Source organism: Stenotrophomonas sp. STEN013 (genome assembly GCF_056760355.1).
Map to the genome: position 1 here is coordinate 25,867 of NZ_JBRREO010000011.1, position 22,216 is coordinate 48,082.

Annotated in this window: 22 protein-coding genes; 6 read left to right on the top strand and 16 right to left on the bottom strand. The window is 65.1% G+C overall.

What is annotated here, in order from left to right; genetic code table 11:
• Positions 1-3 precede the first annotated feature (3 nt).
• From ppnN to grxD, 5 genes are all read right to left on the bottom strand, one after another.
• On the bottom strand, positions 4-1,392 hold the full coding sequence (ppnN, locus tag ACVOMH_RS14830; RefSeq protein ID WP_481524330.1) for a nucleotide 5'-monophosphate nucleosidase PpnN: 1,389 nt from the start codon (positions 1,390-1,392) through the stop codon (positions 4-6).
• A gap of 111 nt (positions 1,393-1,503) precedes the next feature.
• Positions 1,504-4,758 carry a TonB-dependent receptor gene (locus ACVOMH_RS14835; RefSeq protein ID WP_083468343.1) on the bottom strand — a complete coding sequence of 1,085 codons (3,255 nt, stop codon included), beginning with the start codon at positions 4,756-4,758 and terminating at the stop codon, positions 1,504-1,506.
• A 222-nt stretch (positions 4,759-4,980) separates the two neighbouring features.
• The gene (locus ACVOMH_RS14840; protein ID WP_481552454.1) at positions 4,981-5,574 is read right to left on the bottom strand and encodes a YhgN family NAAT transporter; all 594 of its coding nucleotides are present in this window, start codon (positions 5,572-5,574) and stop codon (positions 4,981-4,983) included.
• Positions 5,571-6,299, bottom strand: coding sequence for an SDR family NAD(P)-dependent oxidoreductase (locus tag ACVOMH_RS14845; RefSeq protein ID WP_481552455.1), 729 nt, complete (start codon positions 6,297-6,299; stop codon positions 5,571-5,573). Before ACVOMH_RS14845 ends, ACVOMH_RS14840 begins: the two co-directional genes overlap by 4 nt.
• Positions 6,300-6,310: 11 nt before the next feature.
• On the bottom strand, positions 6,311-6,631 hold the full coding sequence (grxD, locus tag ACVOMH_RS14850; protein ID WP_481524332.1) for a Grx4 family monothiol glutaredoxin: 321 nt from the start codon (positions 6,629-6,631) through the stop codon (positions 6,311-6,313).
• A 122-nt stretch (positions 6,632-6,753) separates the two neighbouring features.
• On the opposite strand from grxD, the gene ACVOMH_RS14855 reads away from it, so the two are divergent.
• Positions 6,754-7,332, top strand: coding sequence for a superoxide dismutase (locus tag ACVOMH_RS14855; RefSeq protein ID WP_481552456.1), 579 nt, complete (start codon positions 6,754-6,756; stop codon positions 7,330-7,332).
• Positions 7,333-7,609: 277 nt separating this feature from the next.
• Here the strand turns inward: ACVOMH_RS14855 and ACVOMH_RS14860 are convergent, their stop codons facing one another.
• Entirely contained in the window at positions 7,610-8,752 is a 1,143-nt protein-coding gene (locus ACVOMH_RS14860) for a 5-(carboxyamino)imidazole ribonucleotide synthase (protein ID WP_481552457.1), read from the bottom strand.
• Complete coding sequence (purE, locus tag ACVOMH_RS14865; protein WP_481552458.1) at positions 8,749-9,252, bottom strand: 5-(carboxyamino)imidazole ribonucleotide mutase; 504 nt, start codon at positions 9,250-9,252, stop codon at positions 8,749-8,751. The genes ACVOMH_RS14860 and purE overlap by 4 nt, the downstream gene beginning before the upstream one ends.
• Before the next feature lie 59 nt (positions 9,253-9,311).
• On the opposite strand from purE, the gene ACVOMH_RS14870 reads away from it, so the two are divergent.
• The 4 genes from ACVOMH_RS14870 (at position 9,312) to ACVOMH_RS14885 (ending at position 11,873) form a co-directional block, all read left to right on the top strand.
• Complete coding sequence (locus tag ACVOMH_RS14870) at positions 9,312-9,581, top strand: Trm112 family protein (protein ID WP_481552459.1); 270 nt, start codon at positions 9,312-9,314, stop codon at positions 9,579-9,581.
• The gene (nadC, locus tag ACVOMH_RS14875; protein ID WP_481552460.1) at positions 9,581-10,438 is read left to right on the top strand and encodes a carboxylating nicotinate-nucleotide diphosphorylase; all 858 of its coding nucleotides are present in this window, start codon (positions 9,581-9,583) and stop codon (positions 10,436-10,438) included. The genes ACVOMH_RS14870 and nadC overlap by 1 nt, the downstream gene beginning before the upstream one ends.
• A gap of 117 nt (positions 10,439-10,555) precedes the next feature.
• A complete protein-coding gene (locus ACVOMH_RS14880) occupies positions 10,556-11,470 on the top strand; it encodes a DUF2272 domain-containing protein (RefSeq protein ID WP_481552467.1) in 915 nt (304 codons plus the stop codon).
• A 52-nt stretch (positions 11,471-11,522) separates the two neighbouring features.
• Complete coding sequence (locus ACVOMH_RS14885; protein WP_481524338.1) at positions 11,523-11,873, top strand: DUF3301 domain-containing protein; 351 nt, start codon at positions 11,523-11,525, stop codon at positions 11,871-11,873.
• 188 nt (positions 11,874-12,061) lie between these two features.
• Here ACVOMH_RS14885 and ACVOMH_RS14890 read toward each other — a convergent pair whose 3' ends face one another.
• The 6 genes from ACVOMH_RS14890 to ACVOMH_RS14915 all read right to left on the bottom strand — a co-directional run bounded on the left by ACVOMH_RS14890 (position 12,062) and on the right by ACVOMH_RS14915 (position 17,075).
• Complete coding sequence (locus ACVOMH_RS14890) at positions 12,062-12,490, bottom strand: ClpXP protease specificity-enhancing factor (RefSeq protein WP_481524339.1); 429 nt, start codon at positions 12,488-12,490, stop codon at positions 12,062-12,064.
• A gap of 80 nt (positions 12,491-12,570) precedes the next feature.
• On the bottom strand, positions 12,571-13,206 hold the full coding sequence (locus tag ACVOMH_RS14895) for a glutathione S-transferase N-terminal domain-containing protein (RefSeq protein WP_054656762.1): 636 nt from the start codon (positions 13,204-13,206) through the stop codon (positions 12,571-12,573).
• Positions 13,207-13,360: 154 nt separating this feature from the next.
• Entirely contained in the window at positions 13,361-14,104 is a 744-nt protein-coding gene (locus tag ACVOMH_RS14900; RefSeq protein WP_057506227.1) for a cytochrome c1, read from the bottom strand.
• Positions 14,097-15,359: a cytochrome b gene (locus ACVOMH_RS14905; protein WP_481524341.1), complete on the bottom strand. Its 1,263-nt coding sequence runs from the start codon at positions 15,357-15,359 to the stop codon at positions 14,097-14,099. The genes ACVOMH_RS14900 and ACVOMH_RS14905 overlap by 8 nt, the downstream gene beginning before the upstream one ends.
• Positions 15,360-15,361: 2 nt before the next feature.
• Complete coding sequence (gene petA, locus ACVOMH_RS14910; RefSeq protein ID WP_054656760.1) at positions 15,362-15,982, bottom strand: ubiquinol-cytochrome c reductase iron-sulfur subunit; 621 nt, start codon at positions 15,980-15,982, stop codon at positions 15,362-15,364.
• Between the two features lie 172 nt (positions 15,983-16,154).
• Positions 16,155-17,075 carry a lytic transglycosylase domain-containing protein gene (locus ACVOMH_RS14915; RefSeq protein ID WP_481552461.1) on the bottom strand — a complete coding sequence of 307 codons (921 nt, stop codon included), beginning with the start codon at positions 17,073-17,075 and terminating at the stop codon, positions 16,155-16,157.
• Between the two features lie 144 nt (positions 17,076-17,219).
• Between ACVOMH_RS14915 and miaB the strand changes: the two genes are divergently transcribed.
• The gene (miaB, locus tag ACVOMH_RS14920; protein WP_481552462.1) at positions 17,220-18,668 is read left to right on the top strand and encodes a tRNA (N6-isopentenyl adenosine(37)-C2)-methylthiotransferase MiaB; all 1,449 of its coding nucleotides are present in this window, start codon (positions 17,220-17,222) and stop codon (positions 18,666-18,668) included.
• A gap of 150 nt (positions 18,669-18,818) precedes the next feature.
• Here the strand turns inward: miaB and ACVOMH_RS14925 are convergent, their stop codons facing one another.
• Genes ACVOMH_RS14925 through ACVOMH_RS14935 form a run of 3 tightly spaced genes read right to left on the bottom strand, consistent with a single transcriptional unit; the run spans position 18,819 to position 21,900 of the window.
• Positions 18,819-19,937 (bottom strand): ABC transporter permease, encoded by a 1,119-nt coding sequence (locus tag ACVOMH_RS14925; RefSeq protein ID WP_481552463.1) that lies wholly within the window; start codon positions 19,935-19,937, stop codon positions 18,819-18,821.
• Entirely contained in the window at positions 19,934-20,875 is a 942-nt protein-coding gene (locus tag ACVOMH_RS14930; RefSeq protein WP_481552468.1) for an ABC transporter ATP-binding protein, read from the bottom strand. The genes ACVOMH_RS14925 and ACVOMH_RS14930 overlap by 4 nt, the downstream gene beginning before the upstream one ends.
• A gap of 50 nt (positions 20,876-20,925) precedes the next feature.
• Positions 20,926-21,900 (bottom strand): HlyD family secretion protein, encoded by a 975-nt coding sequence (locus tag ACVOMH_RS14935; RefSeq protein WP_481552464.1) that lies wholly within the window; start codon positions 21,898-21,900, stop codon positions 20,926-20,928.
• Positions 21,901-22,216 lie beyond the last annotated feature (316 nt).

Consider the following 22,216-nt stretch of genomic DNA (forward strand, 5'->3'; position numbering starts at 1 on the left):
GACTCAGGTCACCACCTGGTAGCAGGGCTTGTAATCCCCGGCGATCTTCATGCGACGCTGTTCGACAAAGGCGCGCAGCAGCGCGTCCAGCGCCTGCATCATCTCCGGGTCGCCGTGGATCTTGAACGGACCGAACTCCTCGATCCGGCGCATACCATCTTCCTTCACGTTGCCTGCGACGATGCCGGAGAACGCGCGACGCAGGTCCGCCGCCAGCTCGGGTGCCGGTCGGCCATGGTGCAGGTCCAATCCCGCCATTGCCTCGTGCGTGGGGACAAACGGGCTCTGGTACTCGGCAGGAATTTCCACCGACCAGTTGAAGAAGAACGAGTCCTTGTGCGCCAGGCGGTACTCGCGCACGCGCTTGATGCCCTGTGACATCTTGCGCGCCACCGCCACCGGATCACCGATGATGATCTCGTAGCGGCTGGCGGCCTGGTCGCCGAGCGTCATACGGATGAAGCGGTCGATCTGCTCGAAGTAAGGCGCGGCGATCGCCGGACCACTGAGAATCAACGGGAACGGCAGTTCCCTATTCTCTTCGCGCAACAGGATCCCCAGCAGATAGAGGATCTCCTCGGCCGTGCCCACGCCGCCCGGGAACACGATGATGCCGTGACCCAAACGCACAAACGCCTCAAGGCGCTTCTCGATGTCGGGCATGATCACCAGGTGGTTGACGATCGGGTTCGGCGACTCGGCCGCGATGATGCCCGGCTCGGTGATGCCGATGTAACGGGTGTTGGTCTTGCGCTGTTTGGCATGGGCGATGGTGGCCCCCTTCATCGGCCCCTTCATCGCTCCGGGGCCGCAGCCGGTGCAGATATCCAGGTTGCGCAGCCCGAGCTCGTAGCCGACCTGCTTGGTGTACAGATACTCGTCGCGCGAGATCGAGTGCCCGCCCCAGCACACCACAAGATTCGGCTCGCTCGGCTGCAGGATGCGCGCGTTGCGCAGCAGGCCAAACACGGCGTTGGTGATGCCTTCGGAAGTCTCCAGGTCCGAGGCGTATTCCGGCCCCAGCTCGATTGCCATGTAGGCCAGATCGCGCACCACCGAGAACAGCAGCTCGGCGATACCGCGGATGATCTCACCATCCACGAACGCCATTGCCGGCGCATTGCTCAGATCGATGCGGACACCGCGGTCCTGTTGCGCCACTTGGATGTCGAAATCCGGATAGAGATCGCGCGCGGCGCGCGGATCATCCGAGGCGCTGCCACTGGTCAGCACCGCCAGCGCACAGCGGCGCAGCAGTTCGTGCATGCCACCGCCGGAGGCGTCGCGCAGGCGGGCCACTTCCGCCCGCGACAGCACGTCCAGCCCGCCACGTGGGTAGATGCGCGCATCCTGCACCGGCAATGCACGCGCCATACCGTCACTGTTCTTCATTTCCATCGTCATTCCATCCTTATTGGCGATCGACTTTAGCCCCGCCCCCACAAAAAAGAAAACGGCCGGGTCGCCCCGGCCGTTTTCATTCACATCCGATCAATCAAACGATCAGAACTTGTACTTCAGGCTCAACATCATCGACCAGCGCGACACACCGGTGTTGCCCTTGTCGTTGTTGTTTTCCTGGATCGTCGGGTTATCGGTCGAGCCGGTGAACTGGTAGATGTACTTGCCGGTTGCCGGATCGATACCGCCATAGTTGGCGATGCGACGGGTCGAGAAGAAGCCGTAGTCGTCGATCAGGCCCCACTTCTTATTGAGCAGGTTGCCGACATTCATGATGTCCAGCGCAACTTCGGTCTTGTGGCCCTTGAAGAAGCCCGGCAGCTCCTGGCTGATACGCATGTCGAAGCTGTTGACCCACTTCGCGCGATGCGAATTGGCCGGAACAACCTGGCCCTTGTAGCCCGCCAGTTCCGGGGTCTTCTCCAGCCAATCGAAGAAGGCCTTCTCCATGCCGGCATCCTGCTGGAACTTTCCGCCGACAACCTTGCCGAACAGCACATCACCGTAGCCCGACGGCACGTAGAACAGGTCGTTGGTGCCGGCACCGTCGCCATTCACGTCGTTGTAGAAGATGTAGCTGTACGGACGACCGCTACGGCCTTCATAGAACAGGCCAACGCGGGTGGCGTTGTCGCCGAAGAAGTTGTGCTTCCACTCCAGGGTGCCGGTCACACGGTCCTTCATCGCATAACGCGAGTTGTAGGCCACGTTCTCGTTGGCGTTGAAGATCATGGTGTTGTTCCAGTTCGACGTGTTCTGCGAGCTGGTCAACGGGCTGACTTCCTTGGCCTGGGTGTAGGTGTAACCCAGCGACCAGCCCCAGTTCTCGGTCATCGGCTTGCTCACCGAGAACGTCGCCTGCGAGCTGCGGCCCTTGTCGGTGTTGCGCAGCAACATCACGTCACCGATGTTGCCGGGACGGTTGGCCTTGTTACCGGCACCGTTGGTGCCGTTTTCCATGCCGAAGTTGCCAGCATTGTTCGGATTCAGACCGGCAGCATTCCAGAAGATCTCACGACCATCCTGGCCAATCGCGGTCGGGCCTGCGCCCGCGGCGTTGTACAGGTCCAGACGCTCGAAATACAGCGCGTCCTTGACCTTGGTGACCAGCAGCTCGGCCGAGGCGACCATGCCGTACCACGGCAGTTCGTGATCGAACGCCAGGTTCGCCTTCCACACCGACGGCAGCTTGGTGCCCGGCTCGATCAGGTCCACGTTCTGGCGGGCGTTGCCCGGGGTCATGCCCGCGGTGGACGGCGGTACGGTCGGATCGAACGCCGGAGCGTTGGCGCCGCGCAGATCGTACTCGACATAGTTCAGACCGGTGTTCTGGTAGGCACCTGCCAGCCACACGTTCGGAGCCGCACCACCGAACAGGCCGACGCCGCCACGCAGCTGGGTCGGACGCTCGCTGTCGAAGGTGTAGTTGAAGCCGAAGCGCGGCTGCACCAGCTTGCTGTCAACCAGGTTGGTGTTGTTGTAGCCGTAGACCTTCTCGATCTCCGGGTTGTACAGGCGCTGGTCGCTGAAATCCGGCATGTCGACGCGCACGCCGAACATCAGGTTCAGGTTGTAGTTGATCGCCCAGGTGTCCTGCACGAACACACCGGTGTTCTTCAGGGTGAACGAGGCCGGGATGTCGTCGATGCTGCCATCGGCACGCGGCGCGCGCAGCTGGTAACGGTTCACCTTGCCCGCCAGGAAATCCTGAAGGCTGTTGAACTCGTAAACGCCGTTGAGATTACGGCCGTAGAAGTTCATCAGGTCGTTGTCGGAGTAGTCGAAGCCGAACTTGACGGTGTGGTCACCGACGTACCAGGTACCAGCACCGAAGGCGCTCAGTTCCTTGGACTCCACGATATTGACGTGGGTGTTCTGCTCGGTACCGAACAGCAGAGCATCGCGGCCATTGGCAGCGAAGCCGTTGATGCGGATCTGCGGCAGGTTGCTGGTCGGCACGCGGTTGGCCGAGTAGTCCTTGTGCGAGACCTTGAATTCGGTGGAGAAGTTTTCCGACCAGTCGGAGAACAGTTCGCCCATCCAGGTTTCATAGATCTTCGGCTGCGAATACCAGTGGCTGCTCAGCGAAACGGTGCTGTTGGTCAGGCCCGGGAAGCGCATCACGTCCTGCTGCATCTTGTTGTAGCGCAGGGCCGCACGATGATTCTCGTTGATGTTCCAGTCCAGCTTGACCGCGTACTCTTCGATCTCGGTCTTGTTGGCCGGCGCATTCAGGCTGCCGATGTCGTAACCCAGGCCCGACATGTAGTCCTGCACCTTGGTGATATCGGCATCGGTAACGCTGCCCTTGCCATACGGACCTTCGCTCAGGCTGACGCCCGGCGCGGAGCGCTCATACTTCTCGTAGTTGGCGAAGAAGAACAGCTTGTCCTTGACGATCGGGCCACCGAAGGTCATGCCGTAGGTGGTTTCGTCGTCGAAGCCGTTGAACTTGCCCTTCACGCCATCGAGCGTTTCACGCACCATGTCCTTGTCACGGTATGCGCCGTACACGGTGCCGTGGAATTCGTTCGTACCCGACTTGGTCACGGCGTTGATCACCGCACCGGTACCACCGTAGATGGTGGTGTCGTAGTTGGCCAGATCGATGTTGATTTCCTGGATGGCATCCATCGACACCGGCTGACGCTCGGTCGGCAGGTTGTTGGATTCCAGACCGAACGGGTCACCGGCGCCGATGCCGTCGATGCGGATGGCGTTGAAACGGGTGTTCTGGCCACCGGCCGAGATCGCGCCGTCAGCCTTGCTGACCTGCGAGATGCGCGGATCCAGACGGATGTAGTCCTGGATGTTGCGGTTGGCCGACGGCAGCGCCTCGAGGGTTTCACGGGTCACGTTGGTGCCGGTGCCCATCTTGTTGGCACTGAACACTTCCGAACCAGCACCGACAGCCATGACCTGCACCGCTTCCAGCGTGGTGGCAGCCAGATCGCCGGTGAGGGCCGCATTGACGGTGTTGACCTGGTTCAGGTTCAGATACACGCCATCTTCGGTCTTGGTGCCTTCACCCGGCTTGGTGATGGTGATGGTGTACGGACCACCCACACGCAGACCGCGGGCGTTGTAACGACCAGCAGCGTCGGTGGTCGCACGGCTGACCGTGCCCGACTCGACGTGCGTGATGGTGACTTCAGCACCGGTCACCGGCTGGCCAGCAGCGGAGGTGACCTGGCCGCCGACACCGGCGGACGTGCTTTGTGCGAACGCGGGCGCGGCCGCAAGAGCGGCGACGAGGCCAAGAGCAAGCTTGGACATCCGGATGCGTGGGTGGTTCATTTTTGGGGTAGCCTCGACACGAGTTAGCGATTGAGAAAGAAAAAACGCGATCCATCAGCCCCGGGATCAACCGGGCGCCTGATCGGCTTGAATCTGGGATACCTTCCGGAGCGGTTGCAGCCGCAACGGTTAACATCAGGTTAACACGTTAGATTGTGAATATGACCGGCATAAGACAGTCGTGATGCGACGCAACAATCCCGGCTCAAGCGAATCAACAAGTTACGGAAGCGAGGCCAGATACGTGGCGATCCCGTCCAGCAGCATCTGCACGGAAATCGCGACAAGCAGCATGCCCATCAGGCGCTCCAGCGCGGTCAGCGCGCGGGTCCCCAGCAGCTTGTAGAGCAAGGTGGCGGACAACAGAATCGCGGCGGTCCCTCCCCACGCCAGGAGCAATGCAAGACTCCAGTCCAGCAGGCGATCGGGCTCGTTGCTGCCCATCAACATCACCGCGGCCATTCCGGAAGGACCGGCTACCAGCGGGATGGCCATCGGCACAATGAACGGCTCGCCATCAGGCACCGCGCCCATCAGCCCCTCCGGCCGCGGGAAAATCATGCGGATACCGATCAGGAACAGGACGATGCCGCCAGCGATGGCGACAGACTCCTGTCGCAGGTGCATCAGCTCCAGCGCGTACTTGCCGCCCCACAAAAACGCCATCAGTACCGCCAGCGCGATCAACAGCTCGCGCACCAGCACGAGGCGCTGGCGGCGAGGCGCCAACGGCTTGAGCAGACTCAGAAACACCGGGATGTTGCCCAGTGGATCGAGAATCAGGAACAGCAGCAATGCCGCCGACAGGATCGTCACACGGACAGATCCATCACCTTGCCGCGCCACCGGCTACCGTCGGCCGCCAGCAACTGCACACAGGCGGCGGCATAGGCAGCCGGATCGACTGGGACCAGGTCTTGCTCATGGGTGAATGCACGCGCGCGCAGCGCGGTGCGCATCGGCCCCGGCTGCAGGCCGCTGACCCGTACCGGCCCGTTGCGCAACTCGTGATGCAGACTTTCCAGCAGCCCGCGCAGCCCGAACTGGGCTACCCCGTAACCGCCCCAATAGGCCTGCCCCACCCGCTGCGGGTCATCCAGCGCCATTACCACCGCGGCATCCTCCCGTTTCTGCAGCAGCGGCAGGCAGGCCTGGGTCAGCCAGGCGCGCGCGGTCAGGTTCACATGGATGGCGCGTGCGAACGCCGCCGGGTCTCCCAGTGCAAAGGGCGTCAGCCCTGCGAAGTCGGCCGCGCAATGCAACAGTCCATCCAGCCGCCCCACTTCGGAAGCCAAGCGCTCGGCCAGCGCGGCGTAGTCATCGGGCGTGGCGCCCTCCAGATCCAGCGGATACAGCAGCGGCTCGGGCCCAAGCGATGCGGCGCTGTCATAGACGCGATTGAGCTTGGCGACTTTTCGCCCGAGCAGCACCACCGTGGCCCCGGCACTGGTACAGGCCCGCACTGCGGCTGCTCCGAGCCCGCCGGCCGCGCCGGAGACAAGCACGACACGTCCGGCCAGATCGCTCCGGCTCTCCGCCATCGGCTGCGCACTCACGCCTGGCCCGCCTCGGCGACCATGCGCTTCAGCTCGCCCGACTCGAGCAGTTCAAGGATGATGTCGCAGCCACCGATCAGCTCGCCATGCATGAAAAACTGCGGAAAGGTCGGCCAGTTGGAATAACGTGGCAGATTGGCGCGCACCTCGGGAAGCTCGAGCACGTTGACGGTGCGTAATCCTGCCGCCCCGGCCGCCATCAGCGCCTGCACCGCGCGACTGGAAAAACCGCACATCGGGTACTGCGGTGTGCCCTTCATGAACAAGACCAGTGGGTGCTGTTCCACTTCGGCCTGGATTTGCTCCATCACCGGCATTCGAATTCTCCCTGCTGCTGCGAAAGAACGGCCTGTCCTGTCGGATAGACTTTCACGTGGTGGCCAATTGTAAGCCGAGCCGGCCAACTCCCGGCGCCTTTGCCCTCAAAAAGATACGGACCATGCCCGTCGAACTGCCCGAACTGCCCTACTCCCGCACCGCGCTGCAACCGCACATTTCCGCCCAGACCCTGGACCTGCATCACGGCCACCATCACCGCGCCTACGTCGACAGGGTCAATGCGGGCATCGCCGGCACCGAGCTGGCCGAGGCCTCGCTGGAAGATATCGTGCTGGGCAGCCAGGGCAGTCTGTTCGAGGCCGCCGCGCAGGCGTGGAACCACGCGTTCTTCTGGCAATGCCTGCACCCACGGGCCGGCGACGAGCCACATGGCCCGCTGGCCGACCGTATTGCCCGGCATTTCGGTGACGTGCAGAAGCTTCGCGAGGAATTCAATCGGGCCGCGCTGGCCGTGTTCGGCTCGGGCTGGGTCTGGCTGGTGCAGCACGCCGATGGCAGCCTGGCCATCGTCTCCACGCGCAATGCCAACACGCCGCTGACCGGCACCAGCACCCCGCTGCTGGCCTGCGATGTGTGGGAGCACGCTTATTACACCGACCACCAGAGTGACCGCGCGGCTTACCTGCGGGCATTCTGGCGACTGGTCAATTGGGACTTCGTCGCCAGCCAGTTGCGCTGAGCCGCACCGCGGCCGTACTGGTTCAGCGAAAGGTTGTGATGCCGTGCCGGCAGTGAGGATGGGCGCCCATGGCCTGTGGCGATTGCAGCACGCTTGTTTGCGCGCCAGCCGAGACCGGAGCCAACGGTGATACCACTACCGCAGCCGGCGCGACCCACTCGCCGATCCGACCGTTGAGCTCACCGCAATACCGACTCCAGCCCGGCATCGAGTGTCTTCAACTGGAGGTGCCGGAGACACCAGGCCCACAGGTCCCGAACGATGCAACGGCTGCGCCTCAGCGACGCAGCGTCTCCACCACCGGTGCCACCTGTGCCGGACGGCCCAACGCGGCACCCACCCGCTCCAGCGCCGCGGCCAATGCCTCGGCCGAGTCCTCGCGCAGGTTGGCATGACCGACCTTGCGCCCTTCGCGCGGCGACTTGCCGTAGTCGTGCCAGTGGCCCGATGGCTCAACCAGTACCGCCGCCGCATCCGGCATCCGGCCCAGCCAGTTCAACATGCATACATGGCCCAGCACGCGGGTATCGCCCAGCGGCAGACCGAGCACCGCGCGGATGTGGTTTTCGAATTGCGACGTCTCGGCACCATCACTGGTCCAGTGGCCGGAGTTGTGCACGCGCGGGGCCATCTCGTTGACCAGCAGCTCCTCGCCCCGGCAGAACAGCTCCAGCGCGAACACGCCCACGTAATCCAGCCGCTCGGCCACACGCCGGGCGTAGCTCATGGCCATTTCATGCTGCGCGGCGCTGGCCTGTGCGGGCGCCAGACTGGCCGACAGCACGCCATCGACGTGCCAGTTGCCGGTCAGCGGCCACGCGCGGAATTCGCCATCACGCCCCCGCACCGCCACCACGCTGACCTCCCGGTCAAACGCGACGAAGCCTTCCAGGATCAGCCCGGTGTTCCCCACCTGCGCACCCAACGCCTGCCAGGCGGCATCGATGTCGGCTTCGCCGCGGATCCGGAACTGGCCCTTGCCGTCATAACCGAGACGGCGGGTCTTGAGGATGCACGGCAGCCCGAACTCGCCGACCTTGGCAGCCAGCTCGTCGCGGCTGCGGATATCGGCAAACGGTGGCAGCGGAATTCCCAGTTCCTGGAACAAGGTCTTCTCGCTCAGACGGTCCTGCGCAACAGCCAGCGCGGCCGGGTTCGGGAACACCGGCCTGCGCTCGGCCAGCCAGCGCGCACTGGCGGCCGGCACGTTCTCGAAATCGAAGGTGACCACATCCACCTTGGCGGCGAACTCGGCCAGCGCGGCCGGATCATCGAACGCCCCGACCTGCAGCGGCGCCACCTGTCCGGCGCATGCATCGGCGGCCGGATCCAGCACCACAAAGCGCACCCCCAGCGGGGCCCCTGCCAACACCATCATGCGGGCCAGCTGCCCGCCCCCCAGGATGCCGACGGTGATCATTGACGCGGATCGTCGTTGGCCATCACATCGGCGGTCTGCCGCGCGCGGAATGCATCCAGCGCCTGGCCGATCGCCACCTGCTCGGGCGCCAGCATCGCCGCGGCAAACAGCGCGGCATTGGACGCGCCTGCGTCACCGATGGCGAACGTCGCCACCGGGATACCGGCCGGCATCTGCACGATCGACAGCAGCGAATCCATGCCGTTCAGGGCCTTGGACTTCACCGGCACACCCAGCACCGGCACCGCGGTCTTGGCCGCGATCATGCCCGGCAGATGCGCCGCACCGCCGGCACCGGCGATGATGGCGCGCAAACCGCGAGCGCCCGCCTCTTCGGCATAGGTGAACAGCACGTCCGGCGTGCGATGTGCCGAGACCACCTTCACTTCGTAGGGAACACCCAGCGCATCGAGCTTCTGGGCGGCGTGCTGCATGGTTTCCCAATCGGAACGGGAACCCATGACGATGCCGACAAGCGGCACGGAGGGATTGGGGATCATTGGCCGTCACCTGCTGCAAAGACGTATTCTAGCCATCTTCCACGCAAGACCAAGACCTGATGGACCGCAAACTGCTCGACCTGCTTGTCTCCCCCGACACCCGCCAGCCACTGCTCCTGCTGGAAAGCGCCGGCCTGGACGCACTGAACCGCGCCATCGCCGCCGGCACGGTCAACCGTGCCGATGGCAGTGTCCAGACCCAGCCGCTGCGCGAAGTACTGGTCACCCGTGACCGCAAGCAGCTGTTCCGGGTCGAGGACGGCATCCCGGTGCTGCTGGCCGAAGAGGCCATCGCCAGCGCGCAGATCGCCGATTTCCCGGGCGCCTGATGCTGCCGCACCCGCCAGCCGCGCCGCCGCAGGCGCAGATCGAGGCCGACGTCGCCCGCGCCCTGGCCGAGGACATCGGCAGCGGTGATGTCACCGCCGCCCTGCTGCCGGACACGGCGGATATCGCCTACCTGCTGTGCAAGCAGGACGCGGTGATTGCCGGCCGGCCCTGGTTCGATGCGACCCACCGCGCGCTCGACCCGGACGTGCAGCTCCACTGGCGGGTGCTGGAAGGGGATCACGTTGCCGCCGGCACCGTGCTGGCCACACTGCACGGCCGCAGCCGCAGCCTGGTCAGCGCCGAACGCACCTCGCTCAATTTCCTGCAGACGCTTTCCGCCACTGCCACCACTACCGCCCGTTACGTGGCCGCGGTGGCCGGCACCGGCGCGCGCATCCTGGACACCCGCAAGACCCTGCCCGGCCTGCGCCAGGCCCAGAAGTACGCGGTGCGCTGCGGAGGCGGCGACAACCACCGCATCGGTCTGTTCGACACGGTGATGCTGAAAGAAAACCACATCCGTGCCGCCGGCTCGCTTACTGCCGCCGTGCAGGCCGCCCGTGCACAGCAGCCCACTCTGCCGCTGGTGGTGGAGGTGGAAGACCTGCAACAACTGGAGGAAGCGCTGGCCGCCGGCTGCGAGCGCATCCTGATCGACGACTTCACTGCAGCGATGCGGCGCGAGGCCGTGCGCATCGCCGCCGGACGCATTCCACTGGAAGTCTCCGGAAGCGTGGACCTCACCGTGGTGCGCGCTATCGCCGAAGACGGCGTGGACTGTATCTCCATCGGCGGCCTGACCAAGCACGTCCAGGCGATCGACCTGTCACTCAAGCTGGGTCCGCCACCGGGCTGATTTCACGGCACGCGCACTGCTGGTTCTGCGACGCTGCCTTCAAGGATGGAGGAGTTCAACGTGGTCTATCGGCGCCTGTCATGCGCGTTTGCGCTTGTGTTTTGCCCGGTCAGCGCGATGGCGCTGGAAGTCTGCGACATTCCCCCGCGTTATGGCTTGAGCGCGACCGCACTGGCCATCGTCCGCGCCACCTGCAACGAACACCGGCTCTGGTACCACCCGTTCATCGACCGCGAGGGACGCATTGCCAGCCTCGGCGTCACCGAAGCGGCGAGCGACAGCCTGGCCGACGATGGCGTCATCGCCTGGCAGCGCGTGGCCGGCTATTGGCGCGAAAGTGGAACGCTGGGCGCGATGGGCCTCGCCCCCGGTGCGCAAAGCTGCTACGCCGCTCCCGGCAACCGCTACACCGACAGCGACTGCCGCGCCTTCCTGATCGACAACCCGTGGTCGGCGGCGTTCATTTCCTGGGTCATGACCCGCGCCGGCGTGACCGGCTTCAACCGCTCACCGCGCCACATCGACTACATCCGCGCCGCCTACCAGAGCGGCGGCAATGGCCCCTACCGGCTCGCGGACCCCGCCATCGAAAAACCGGCCCCCGGCGACATGCTGTGCTTTCTTCGCAACCGCAGCACGACGCTCAATTACAGCGGGTTGATCCAGGCATTGGGCAACGGCAGCGCCGGCAATTGGCAATCCCATTGCGAGATCGTGGTGACCGCCAACGCCGGCGGTGATCGCACGCTGCACCTAATCGGCGGCAATGTCGCCAACTCGGTGGTGATGCGCAAACTGGCATTGGGCCGCACCGGTCTGGTCGAGTTGCCGCGCCCGGATGGCGGTAACACCGGGCAGATCGGCGCGCAAGGCTGCACCCCCGGCAATGAGGAAGACTGCAACCTCAACCGGCAGGACTGGGCCGCGTTGCTGAAACTGCTGCCCACGACCGCGTCACCGGGGCCTGCGGTTGCGCCAGCCATACCAGCACAGCCGGCGACCACAGAAACCGGCAAGGCCACATCCCGCTGACAGCAGCGCCCACCCGGTTCCGCTTTCCACTGACAGCCCCTAGAGTGTGGCCATGCCTACTCTTCTCATCCTGATGATCATCGGCGCCATCGGCTTCGCGCTGTGGGACACCGGCCGCGCCGCAGCCGAGCGTGCCAGCGAACTGGGCCGCAACGCCTGTCGTGCTGCCGATGTGCAATGGCTGGACCACAGCGTGCATGCCACCGGCATGCGCCTGCGCCGCCTGCCCAGCGGCTGGCTGGGCTTCGAGCGCAGCTTCCGCTTCGACTACTCCTACGACGGCATAGAACGCCACACCGGTCGCCTGGTGCTGCTCGGTCGTGAGCTGGTGTCCTTCTCCGGCCCGGCCGCAGCGCAGATCGGCAAGATCCGCCAATCCAGCGAAGAGGCCGAAGACATCTGAATCAGCAGGCAAGCGCCCCCTCAGCCTCCCAGGCAGCGGCAACACCCAGGCATAGTCCCACTGCAACCAGTGAGCTGATCGCGCCCCTGCCCGACGGCGGGGGAGATTGCAGCCGGCGAGTCCGGGCAACCCGGACCGGTGCCATCGCCCAAAAAAGAATCGCCACCTTGCGGCGGCGATGTGTCGGGTTACTTGACCACCCGAAGGAAAGGGCGCTTGCCCGCCGGTGGCGGCTCGGGTGCCGAAGGCGGCGTATCGTCATCGTCCGGGGGCAGATCAGCACCGGGAATATCGTCCGGCAGCGCCATGCCCTGCCCGGTCTCCCGCGCGTACACCGCAAGTACCGCCGAGATCGGCACGCTCACCGGGAAACTGACACCGGAGAAGCGTGCCGTGAAGCTGACCGTCTCATTGTCGATATGCAGACGCATTACCGCGCGTTCGGCGACATTGAGCACGACCCGCTCCTCCTTGATCGCGCTGGCCGGCACCTGCACGCCCGGGACTCCCGCATCCACCATGATGTGCGGCGTCATACCGTTGTCGTTGATCCATTCCACCAGCGCCCGCAACAGGTACGGACGGTGGCTGCTCATGCGAAAAGATTCTTCACTCATATGCCAAGTGTACGCCGCATTGAAGCGCGAACACCGCCCGGAGGCGGTGTTCGATGGGAGCAAGTACAGCTGTTCCCCGCTCAGGCCGGCAGGTCGCGCAGCTTCTTTTCCTGGTCGGTCAGGCTGCGGATAAACCCCGGGTTACGGAAGATGCGGTTGCCGTAATCCTCGATCGCCTTGCCATCCTTGGGCAGCGGAATGCCCAGCGACTCCAGCCGCCACACGATCGGCGCAATCGCACAGTCGGCCAGGCTCATTTCCGGATTCAGGAAAAACTTGCTCGCCTTGAACAGCGGCACCGACTGCGCCACAAGCTCCTTCAGGCGCTTGCGTCCGGCTTCGGCCTGGGTCTTGTTGCCCAGCTGGATGGCCTGCACCTGCGGTACCCAGTCGTGCTCGATGCGCAGCATCGCCAGGCGAAGCCGCGCCCGCGACAGGGGATCGACCGGCATCAGCGGCGGATGCGGATAGCGCTCATCCAGATACTCGCTCACTACCGAGGCGGCATAGAGCACCAGCTCCCGCTCGACCAGGGTCGGCACGGAATGGTAGGGGTTGAGGTCGATCAGATCTTCCGGCGGATTCTGCGCGTCGACCGGGACCAGATCGTAGGTCACGCCCTTGGCCGCCAATACCAACCGCACCCGATGGCACAGCACATCGTCATTGGCAGAGAACAAAGTCAGGGTATTACGCATACGCACACTCGCCGCCATCAAAGGCTCTCCAACGGCCGGAATCCGCCAGCCTTACAGCTCCGCCAACCCATTGCCGACGGTCGCCACGGTCTCCCGAGTGTGCAATCGGGCGAGACAATTTCCAAGGCCCTGCCATCACCCCGTGCCTGCACCCGCACCGGGCCACGTGAAATCAATGCACGTCTTTCCAGTACTCGGTCTTGAGCAGATACGCCAGGAACGTCAGCAGCGCCAGGAACAACACCACCCACACCCCGATACTCTGCCGTTTCAGGGCTGCCGGCTCACCGGCATATTCCAGGAAATTGGTGATGTCCCGTACCGTCTGGTCGTATGCGCGGGCATCCACCTTGCCAGGCGTGTCAATCTTCAGCCCGGTGACCGGTGGATCCAGCCCGGGCTGCTCGGCCTTGCCATACACCGCATGCTGCATGCCCTGCAGCTCCCAGAGCGGATTGGGCATGGAGGCATTGGGGAATACGGCGTTGTTCCAGCCCAGCGGCCGCGACTCGTCCACGTAGAACGACTTGAGATAGCTGTAGATCCAGTCGCTTCCTCGAACCCGGGCAATCAGGCTCAGATCCGGTGGCATCTTGCCGAACCACTGGGTGGCCGCCTCATGCGGCAGCGCCACCTGGATCTGCTCGCCGAACGCGGCACCGGTGAAGTTGAGGTTGTCCATCACCTGTTCTTCGGTCAGCCCCAGGTCCTCGGCCATACGCGAATAACGCAGATATTTCAGCGAGTGGCAGCCCGAGCAATAACTCATGTAGGCCTGGGCGCCGCGTTGCAGCGAAGCGCGATCCCCCAGGTCATTTCCCGCTTGCTGCAAGGCCCCGCCATCGGCTGCGGACGCCGAGGTACAGAACAGCATCGCTGCTGCAAAGAGCAGCCGCACCATCCATTTGTCAGTCATGCGTCGTCACCCGGTCCGGTACCTGCTTGGTGCTGTCGAGCTTGGTCCACAGCGGCATGGTGATGAAGAAGGCGAAGTACAGGAAAGTCAGTACACGCCCGACCCAGGTTTCCCAGATCGCCGTTCCCGGGCCGGAGCCGATTACCCCCAGCCACACGAAGCACACCACCAGCAGGCCCAGCATCAACCGGGAAAGCGGGCCGCGGTAACGGATCGACTTCACCTTGGCCCGGTCCAGCCAGGGCACCAGGAACAGGATGGCGATGGCCGAGAACATCACCATCACACCACCAAGCTTGTCCGGCACCACACGCAACATGGCGTAGTAAGGGGTGTAGTACCAGACCGGCTTGATGTGCGCCGGCGTCACCAGCCGGTTGGCCTCGGTGAAGTTGTCATGCTCCAGGAACAGCCCGCCAAAACCCGGGGCGAAGAAAATGATGAAGGCCGCAATCACCAGCAGGAAGCCGACGCCCACCATGTCCTTGACCGTGTAGTACGGGTGGAACGGGATGCCATCGGCCGGCGCGCCCGCCGACCAGCGGTTGCCCTTGGGCCCTTTCTTGATCTCCACGCCATCGGGATTGTTGGAGCCCACTTCGTGCAGCGCCCCCAGATGCAGCACCACCAGCAGCAGCAGCACCAGCGGCAACGCGATCACGTGCAGGGCGAAGAAGCGGTTGAGGGTGGCATCACCGGGCAGGTAGTCGCCCATGATCCACTCGGTCAGGCCGTTGCCGATCACCGGAATGGCACCGAACAGCGAGATGATCACCTTCGCGCCCCAGAACGACATCTGTCCCCACGGCAGTACATAGCCCATGAAGGCTTCGGCCATCAGCACCAGGTAGATCAGCATGCCCAGGATCCACACCAGCTCACGCGGCTTCTTGTAGCTGCCGTACATCAGACCGCGGAACATGTGCAGATAGACCACGATGAAGAACAACGAGGCACCGGTGGAGTGCATGTAGCGGATCAGCCAGCCCCACTCCACGTCGCGCATGATGTATTCGATCGATGCGAACGCCTCGGCTGCACTGGTCTTGTAGTGCATCGTCAGGAAGATGCCGGTCAGGATCTGGTTGACCAGCAACACCATCGCCAGCGAGCCGAAGTAGTACCAGAAGTTGAAATTCTTCGGCGCGTAGTACTCGCTGACATGCTTGCGATAAACCGGCATCAGGCCGGGAGCACGCTCATTGACCCAGTTGGCCACGCCGGTGGCGGTGCGGGTGAGAATGTTGTCGGCCATGATCAGGCAGCCCCCTGCGGATCGACGCCGATGACGATGGTGTTGTCATCCACATAATGGTGTGGCGGCACCAGCAGGTTGATCGGTGCCGGCACGTCCTGGAACACGCGCCCGGACATGTCGAAACGCGACTTGTGGCAGGGACAGAAGTAGCCGCCCTTCCACTGCGCGTCATACGGTTCGGGACGGATCTCGGCGACCATCTCCGGGGCACACCCCAGATGGGTGCACAGCCCGACCAGCACGGAGATGTCCGGCTTGATCGAGCGGAATTCGGGATTGCCCTTGAGCACATAGTCCGGCTGCTGGTCCTTGTTGTCGGACTCCGGATCCTTGAGCCTGCCATCCAGTCCCGGTAACGCCTGGAGGATGGCCTTGGAGCGCTTGACGATCCAGATCGGCTGGCCACGCCATTCCAGGATCAGGCGCTGGCCTTCCTGCAAGGCGCTGATATCGGCCGTCACCGGGGCCCCGGCCAGTTTGGCGCGGGCGCTGGGATTCCACGACTTGATGAACGGTACCGCTGCGAAGCCGACGCCGACTGCTCCGACCACCGCTGTGGTCGCTGTCAAAAACCGCCGACGTCCGGTGTTGACTGGATCGTTTACCCCATCGTTGGCCATCCGGCACTCCGATATTGATTAGGTAGCTTGAGGCTGCCAGCGGTCTGGTGGGGGCCAGCCCGCTCTGAACAAATCGCGCCCGAGTGTAGCGGAACGCTTAACGGTGACACAACGCGATCAAACACCAGTCCGTAAAATTTGTCACGGCCTGTTGCAACAGAAACGTCAGCACTTACTGCCGCGTCGCCAATTCGCCCCGATAGCGGTCAGCCAATTGCGCCACGCGCTGCACGTAGTACTGGGTTTCCCGATACGGCGGTACGCCGCCATGACGGTCGACGGCGCCTTCGCCAGCGTTGTAACCGGCCGCCGCCAGCGTCAGGTTGCCGTTGAAGCGGCGTAGCAGCCAGGCCAGGTACTGCACGCCGCCACGGATGTTCTGCCCGGCGTCGTAGGAATCGGAAACCCCGAAGCGACGTGCGGTCGGCGGCATCAACTGCATCAGACCCTGGGCTCCGGCACGGCTGAGCGCGGTCGGATTGAACGCCGACTCGGCATGGATGATGGCGCGCACCACCGCTTCCTCGACTCCAAACTCGCGGGCAGCCGACGCAATTTCGGCACTGTAGGCGTGGGTGTTCAGACGCACCGAGCCGAAGTTGACCCGCGATTGCACCCCACAGGCAAAGCAGCGCTCGATATAGCTGTACTGGATGGTGCGCACCTGGCCGACGCTGGCCAGCTGTGCGGGCCGGGCGCTGGTGTAATGGCGGACGCCATCTTTCATATAGGAATAGACCTGCCCGCTGACCACGCGCTGGGCTTTCCCAGCGGTCGCAGGCGCGGGTGCCGGAAGGGGCGCCACCGCAGCCGGTGCGACCTGGGCGGCCACTGGGGTGGGGCTGGATCCGGAAGCGGTGTCCGCAAGCGTCGCCGGCGAAGAAGCCGGAGGGGCCACCACCGGCATTCGCCGGGGCGCCTCGCGCGCGGGCCGGTAGCTGCTGACCACGCTGCACTGGGCCCCGCCGATGCGCTTGCTGACATAGTTCGCCACGCCATCGCCACCGACACACTTGTACAGCGTGCCCGCACTGGCCGGCGCGGCGGTCAGTGTCGCGACAAGAACTGCGGCGATCCCCAAAATCCCCTTCATGGGCGGGGAGTCTCCCAGCTTCACCGGGGCTTGCCAAGTATTTGACGGCCCGCCGGCCCTGCGCCCGGGCATGGCCCGATACAATAGCCGGCTTCGAATGCGGCCTTCGGGTCGTTGCCCGCCCACCCGTCTGGAATACGCACCATGCCCGGGACGCCCGCTTCTCCCTCGCCGAATCCGGCCGGCTCCGCCGTGCCGTCTGTTGAAATGACCACTCCTGAACTCATTCCCCTGCCCGGCGCCAAGCCGAAGCCTGCCGGCGGCGCGCGCGGCAAGCTCTATATCAAGACCCACGGTTGCCAGATGAACGAGTACGACTCGGCCAAGATGGCCGACGTGCTGGCCGAATCCGAAGGCCTGGAGCTGACCGACAACCCCGAAGAAGCCGATGTGGTGCTGGTCAACACCTGCTCCATCCGCGAGAAGGCGCAGGAGAAGGTGTTCAGCCAGCTCGGCCGCTGGAAGGCGCTCAAGGCCGGTGGCCGCGATGTCATCATCGGTGTCGGCGGCTGCGTGGCGTCGCAGGAAGGCGAAGCCATCGTCAAACGCGCGCCCTACGTGGACCTGGTCTTCGGCCCGCAGACCCTGCACCGCCTGCCGGAGCTGATCCGCGCCCGCCGCGAGCAGAACAAGCCGCAGGTGGACATCAGCTTCCCGGAGATCGAGAAGTTCGACCGCCTGCCCGAGCCCCGCGCCGAAGGCCCGTCGGCGTTCGTGTCGATCATGGAAGGCTGCTCCAAGTACTGCTCGTTCTGCGTGGTGCCCTACACCCGCGGCACCGAGGTCAGCCGGCCGTTCGAGGATGTGCTGGTGGAGTGCGCGCAGCTGGCGGCGCAGGGGGTGCGCGAGATCAACCTGCTCGGCCAGAATGTCAACGCCTACCGGGGTCCCTATGGGGACGGCGAGATCGCCGACCTGGGTCTGCTGATCCGCACCCTGGCCGAAATCGACGGCATCGGCCGCATCCGTTTCACCACCTCGCATCCGCTGGAGTTCAGCGACTCGCTGATCGACGCCTATCGCGACGTACCGCAGCTGGCCAACTATCTGCACCTGCCGGTGCAGGCCGGCAGTGACCGCATCCTCAGCGCGATGAAGCGCGGCTACACCGCGCTGGAATTCAAGGCCAAGATCCGCAAGCTGCGCGCGGTTCGCCCGGACATCTCGATTTCCTCGGACTTCATCGTCGGCTTCCCCGGCGAAACCGAGGCCGATTTCGAAAAGACCATGAAGCTGATCGAGGACGTCGGCTTCGACCAGAGCTTCTCCTTCATCTACTCGCGCCGCCCGGGCACCCCGGCCGCCGACCTGGAGGACACCATCAGCGACGCCGAGAAGCATGCGCGCCTGTCGCGCCTGCAGGCGCACATCAACGACCATGCCGCCGGCATTTCGCGGTCGATGGTGGGCAGCGTGCAGTCGGTGCTGGTCGAAGGCCCCTCGCGCAAGGACCCCAACGAGCTGACCGGCAAGACCGAGAACATGCGTTCGGTGAACTTCCCCGGCCACCCGCGCCTGGTCGGCCAGTTCGTCGATGTGGTCATCACCGAGGCGCTGAGCAACTCGCTGCGCGGGCGCATCGTCGCGGCCTGATTCCGCTCCGGCCGGACCCGTTCCGGCCGGGCGGCAGGCCTTGGCGATTTTTTGACCACCCGCGCAAAAGCCCTGGCCTGCCTGCACGGCCGGGGCTTATCCACATCTTTGCCAAGCCCCGGTCCACAACCGCTGTGGATACTGCAGCGTTCAATCCAGCCGCTTGCGGAAGCGCAGTATCGCCAGCGCCATCATCACCACGATGAGAGCCAGCAGCGCCAGCACTTCCGGCCACAGCTCCCACAGCCGCGCCCCGCGCAGCATGATGCCGCGGATCAGGCGCAGGAAGTGGGTCAATGGCAGCAGCTCGGCCAGCCATTGCACCGGCCGTGGCATCCCCGCGAACGGAAACATGAAACCCGACAGCAGGATCGAAGGCAGGAACACGAACATCGTCATCTGCATCGCCTGGAACTGCGAGCGTGCCTTGGTCGAGATCAACAGCCCCAGGGCCAGGTTGGCCACGATCAACAGCATCGTCGCCAGATAGACCTCCAGCACGCTGCCACGGACCGGCACCTGGAACAGCCAGACTCCCAGCAGCAGGACCAGCGAGGTCTGGACCAGGCCGATCGCCACATACGGCAGCACCTTGCCGATCATCAGCTCGCTGCGACTGAGCGGGGTGGCGATCAGCAGTTCCATGTTGCCGCGCTCGCGTTCGCGCACGATCGCCACCGCGGTGAACATCACCATGGTCATGGTCAGGATGATGCCAATCAGACCCGGCACGATATTGACCGCAGAACGCCGCTGCGGGTTGTAGAAGGCAACCACGCTGACCTGGCCGCTGCCGCCGCCGTTCGCGCCGGTGCGCAGCGGCCGATCATTGCGCAACGGCCGTGTCTCCAGCGGCACCTGCGCCAGCTGCAGCGCCGTGCTCTGCACCACCGTGTCGCTGCCGTCGACCAGCACCTGCACCGCCTCGCGCCCCTCGAAGCGGCGACGCTCGAAATCCGCAGGAATCACCACCCCGACACTGATCTGGCCGCGCCGCAGCGCGTGCATCAGCTCCTCCGGCGTCTGCACCCACAGCGCCGGGGCGATCACCCCGGTGGCGACCATGTCCATCACCAGCGCCCGCGAGGCGCTGGTACCGGCCTGGTCGGCGACGCCGGCCTGCAGGTGGCGCAGGTTGAGATTGATCGCATAGCCGAACAGCACCAGCTGCATCACCGGGATGCCGACGATCATGGCCAGGGTGATGCGATCGCGGCGCAGCTGGCGCAGCTCCTTCAGCACGATGGCCCAGAGCCGGCGCAGGCTCATGCGTCCCTCCCGCCCTTCTCGGCATCGGCACCGCCACGGCCGCGGGTGGCCGAGACGAACACATCCTCCAGATTGGGCGGCACCGGTGTGACCTGTGCCCGCAGCCCTGCGGCCTGCAACTGCCGCTGCAGGCGCGCCGGGAGGTCATCGCCGGGCTGGACCAGCACCCGCAGCAGATTGCCGATCTGCGCCACACTGAGCACTCCCGGCAGCTGCGACAGCACGCGCTGCGCCTGCCGCGGCTGCGCCACCGACACCCCCAGCGTGCAGCCATGCAGCGCGCCGGCCAGTTCGGCCGGAGAGCCATCGGCCACCAGCCGGGCGCGGTCCAGGATCGCCAGACGATGGCAGCGCTCGGCTTCGTCCATGTAATGCGTGGATACCAGCAGCGTGGTGCCGGCATCGGCTAGATCGAACAGTTTTTCCCAGAAGTCGCGCCGCGACTCCGGATCCACCGCGCTGGTCGGCTCGTCCAGGAACAGCAGCTCCGGCTGCTGGATCACCGCGCCGGCCAGGGCCAACCGCTGCTTCTGCCCGCCACTGAGGTTGCCTGCCAGCTGCTTCTGCCGGTCCTGGAAATCGTATTGCTCGATCAGCTCGGCAATCCGGCGCGCCGCCACGGCGCGGGCAATGCCCTGCACCGCGGCGAGGAATTCCAGGTTCTCGCGCACGCTCAGGTCCTCGAACAGCGAAAAGCGCTGGGTCATGTAGCCGATGCGCCGGCGCAGCTGCTCGGCCTGTGCCGGAATCGTGAGCCCCAGCACCTCGATCTCGCCCGCGCTGGGCGTGAGCAGGCCGCACAGCATGCGGATGGTGGTCGACTTGCCCGAACCGTTCGGGCCCAGGAACCCGTACACACTGGCCCGCGGCACGCACAGGTCGACCTGGTCGACCGCAACAAGCTGCCCAAAACGCCGGGTCAGCCCGCGCGCCCGGATCGCCGGACCCGCGTCCCTGGCAGCCCCTGCAGCGTGCTCCGCCGGGCCGCTCAGAAGGTCACCTGCACCGGCACGCCGGCCGGTAACCGCGCCAGCTCCCCGGCATCGTTGTCGGCCGTCAGCTCCACTTCGGCCAGATAACTCAAGCGTCCGGCGTCATCACCACTGAGCGCGTAATAAGGAGTGAATACCGGCTCACTGCGGATCGCCCGCACCCGCCCGGCCAAGCGCCCCGCCCGTCCCTGCAGCTCGACCTGCGCGCGCTGTCCGACCACCACCGAGGTCCGCAACGGCGCCGGCAGATAGATCCGCGCGTAGGGGCGTGCGCCCACCAGCAGCACCACCAGCGGTGCCCCTACCGGCGCGACGTCCCCCTGGCGATACGGCAGGGCATCGACCACCCCGGCACGCGGCGCGACCAGTGCCAGCTTCTCGAGCGTGACCGCCTGCTCGGCCAGGTGCGCCTGCGCGGCCTGCAGCTGCGCCCTGCCCTGGGCGACTTGCTCCGGACGGGTGCCACCGGCCAGGGCCAGCAGTGCCTGCTCGGCGGCCTCCACCGCGCCGCGGGCATTGCCGGCTGCCGCACGCGCACGGTCAACCTCTGCGGCGGCCACCAGCTGCTGCCGTCCCAACGGCTGCAAGCGCGCCAGATAGGCCGATGCGTCGGCCGCGCGTGCCCGCGCCGCCTCCAGGTTTGCCCGCGCCTGGGCGATTTCCTCCTGCTGGGGGCCATTGCGCAACTCGGCCCAGGCGGCCTGCGCGCGCAGGGATTGCGCCTGCAGGGCGGCCAGCTGCGCCGCGGCACGGGTGGTTTCCAGCTGCAGCAGCGCCGCACCGGCCTCGACCCGCTGCCCCTCCGTGACTTCAATGCCGACGATGGTCTCGGCCGCCGGCGCCGGCACCACGATCCGGTCCCATTCCAGCGTGCCCAGCACCTGCGGTGGCGTCTTGCCACAGGCCGCCAGCAGCAATGCCAGTACCACCGGCAGCAGCGGCAATCGCGGTGCAGGCAAAAACGCTGGCATCGGCAGAACCCTCGCAGTGGCGTGCAGCAGGCGGCAGCGGACAACACCCTCACCTTGGCCACGCCGGCGTTAAATCCGCATCAGCAGCCATTGGCGATTATTTGACCAGCACCCGGAAACCCTTGCCAGCGTGGCGTCTTGCAGGCTTATCCACACCTTTCTCCGACAACCGCCCACAATCGCTGTGGATGACGCCAGCTGGACTGGCGGAATTTTCACCACCCCGCGTAAAGCCTTGTGCCGCAATGGCTGGCAGGCCTTGTCCACAGGTTGCTGCAACAGCACTGCACAGCGCCTGTGGAGAACCCGGCGGCTC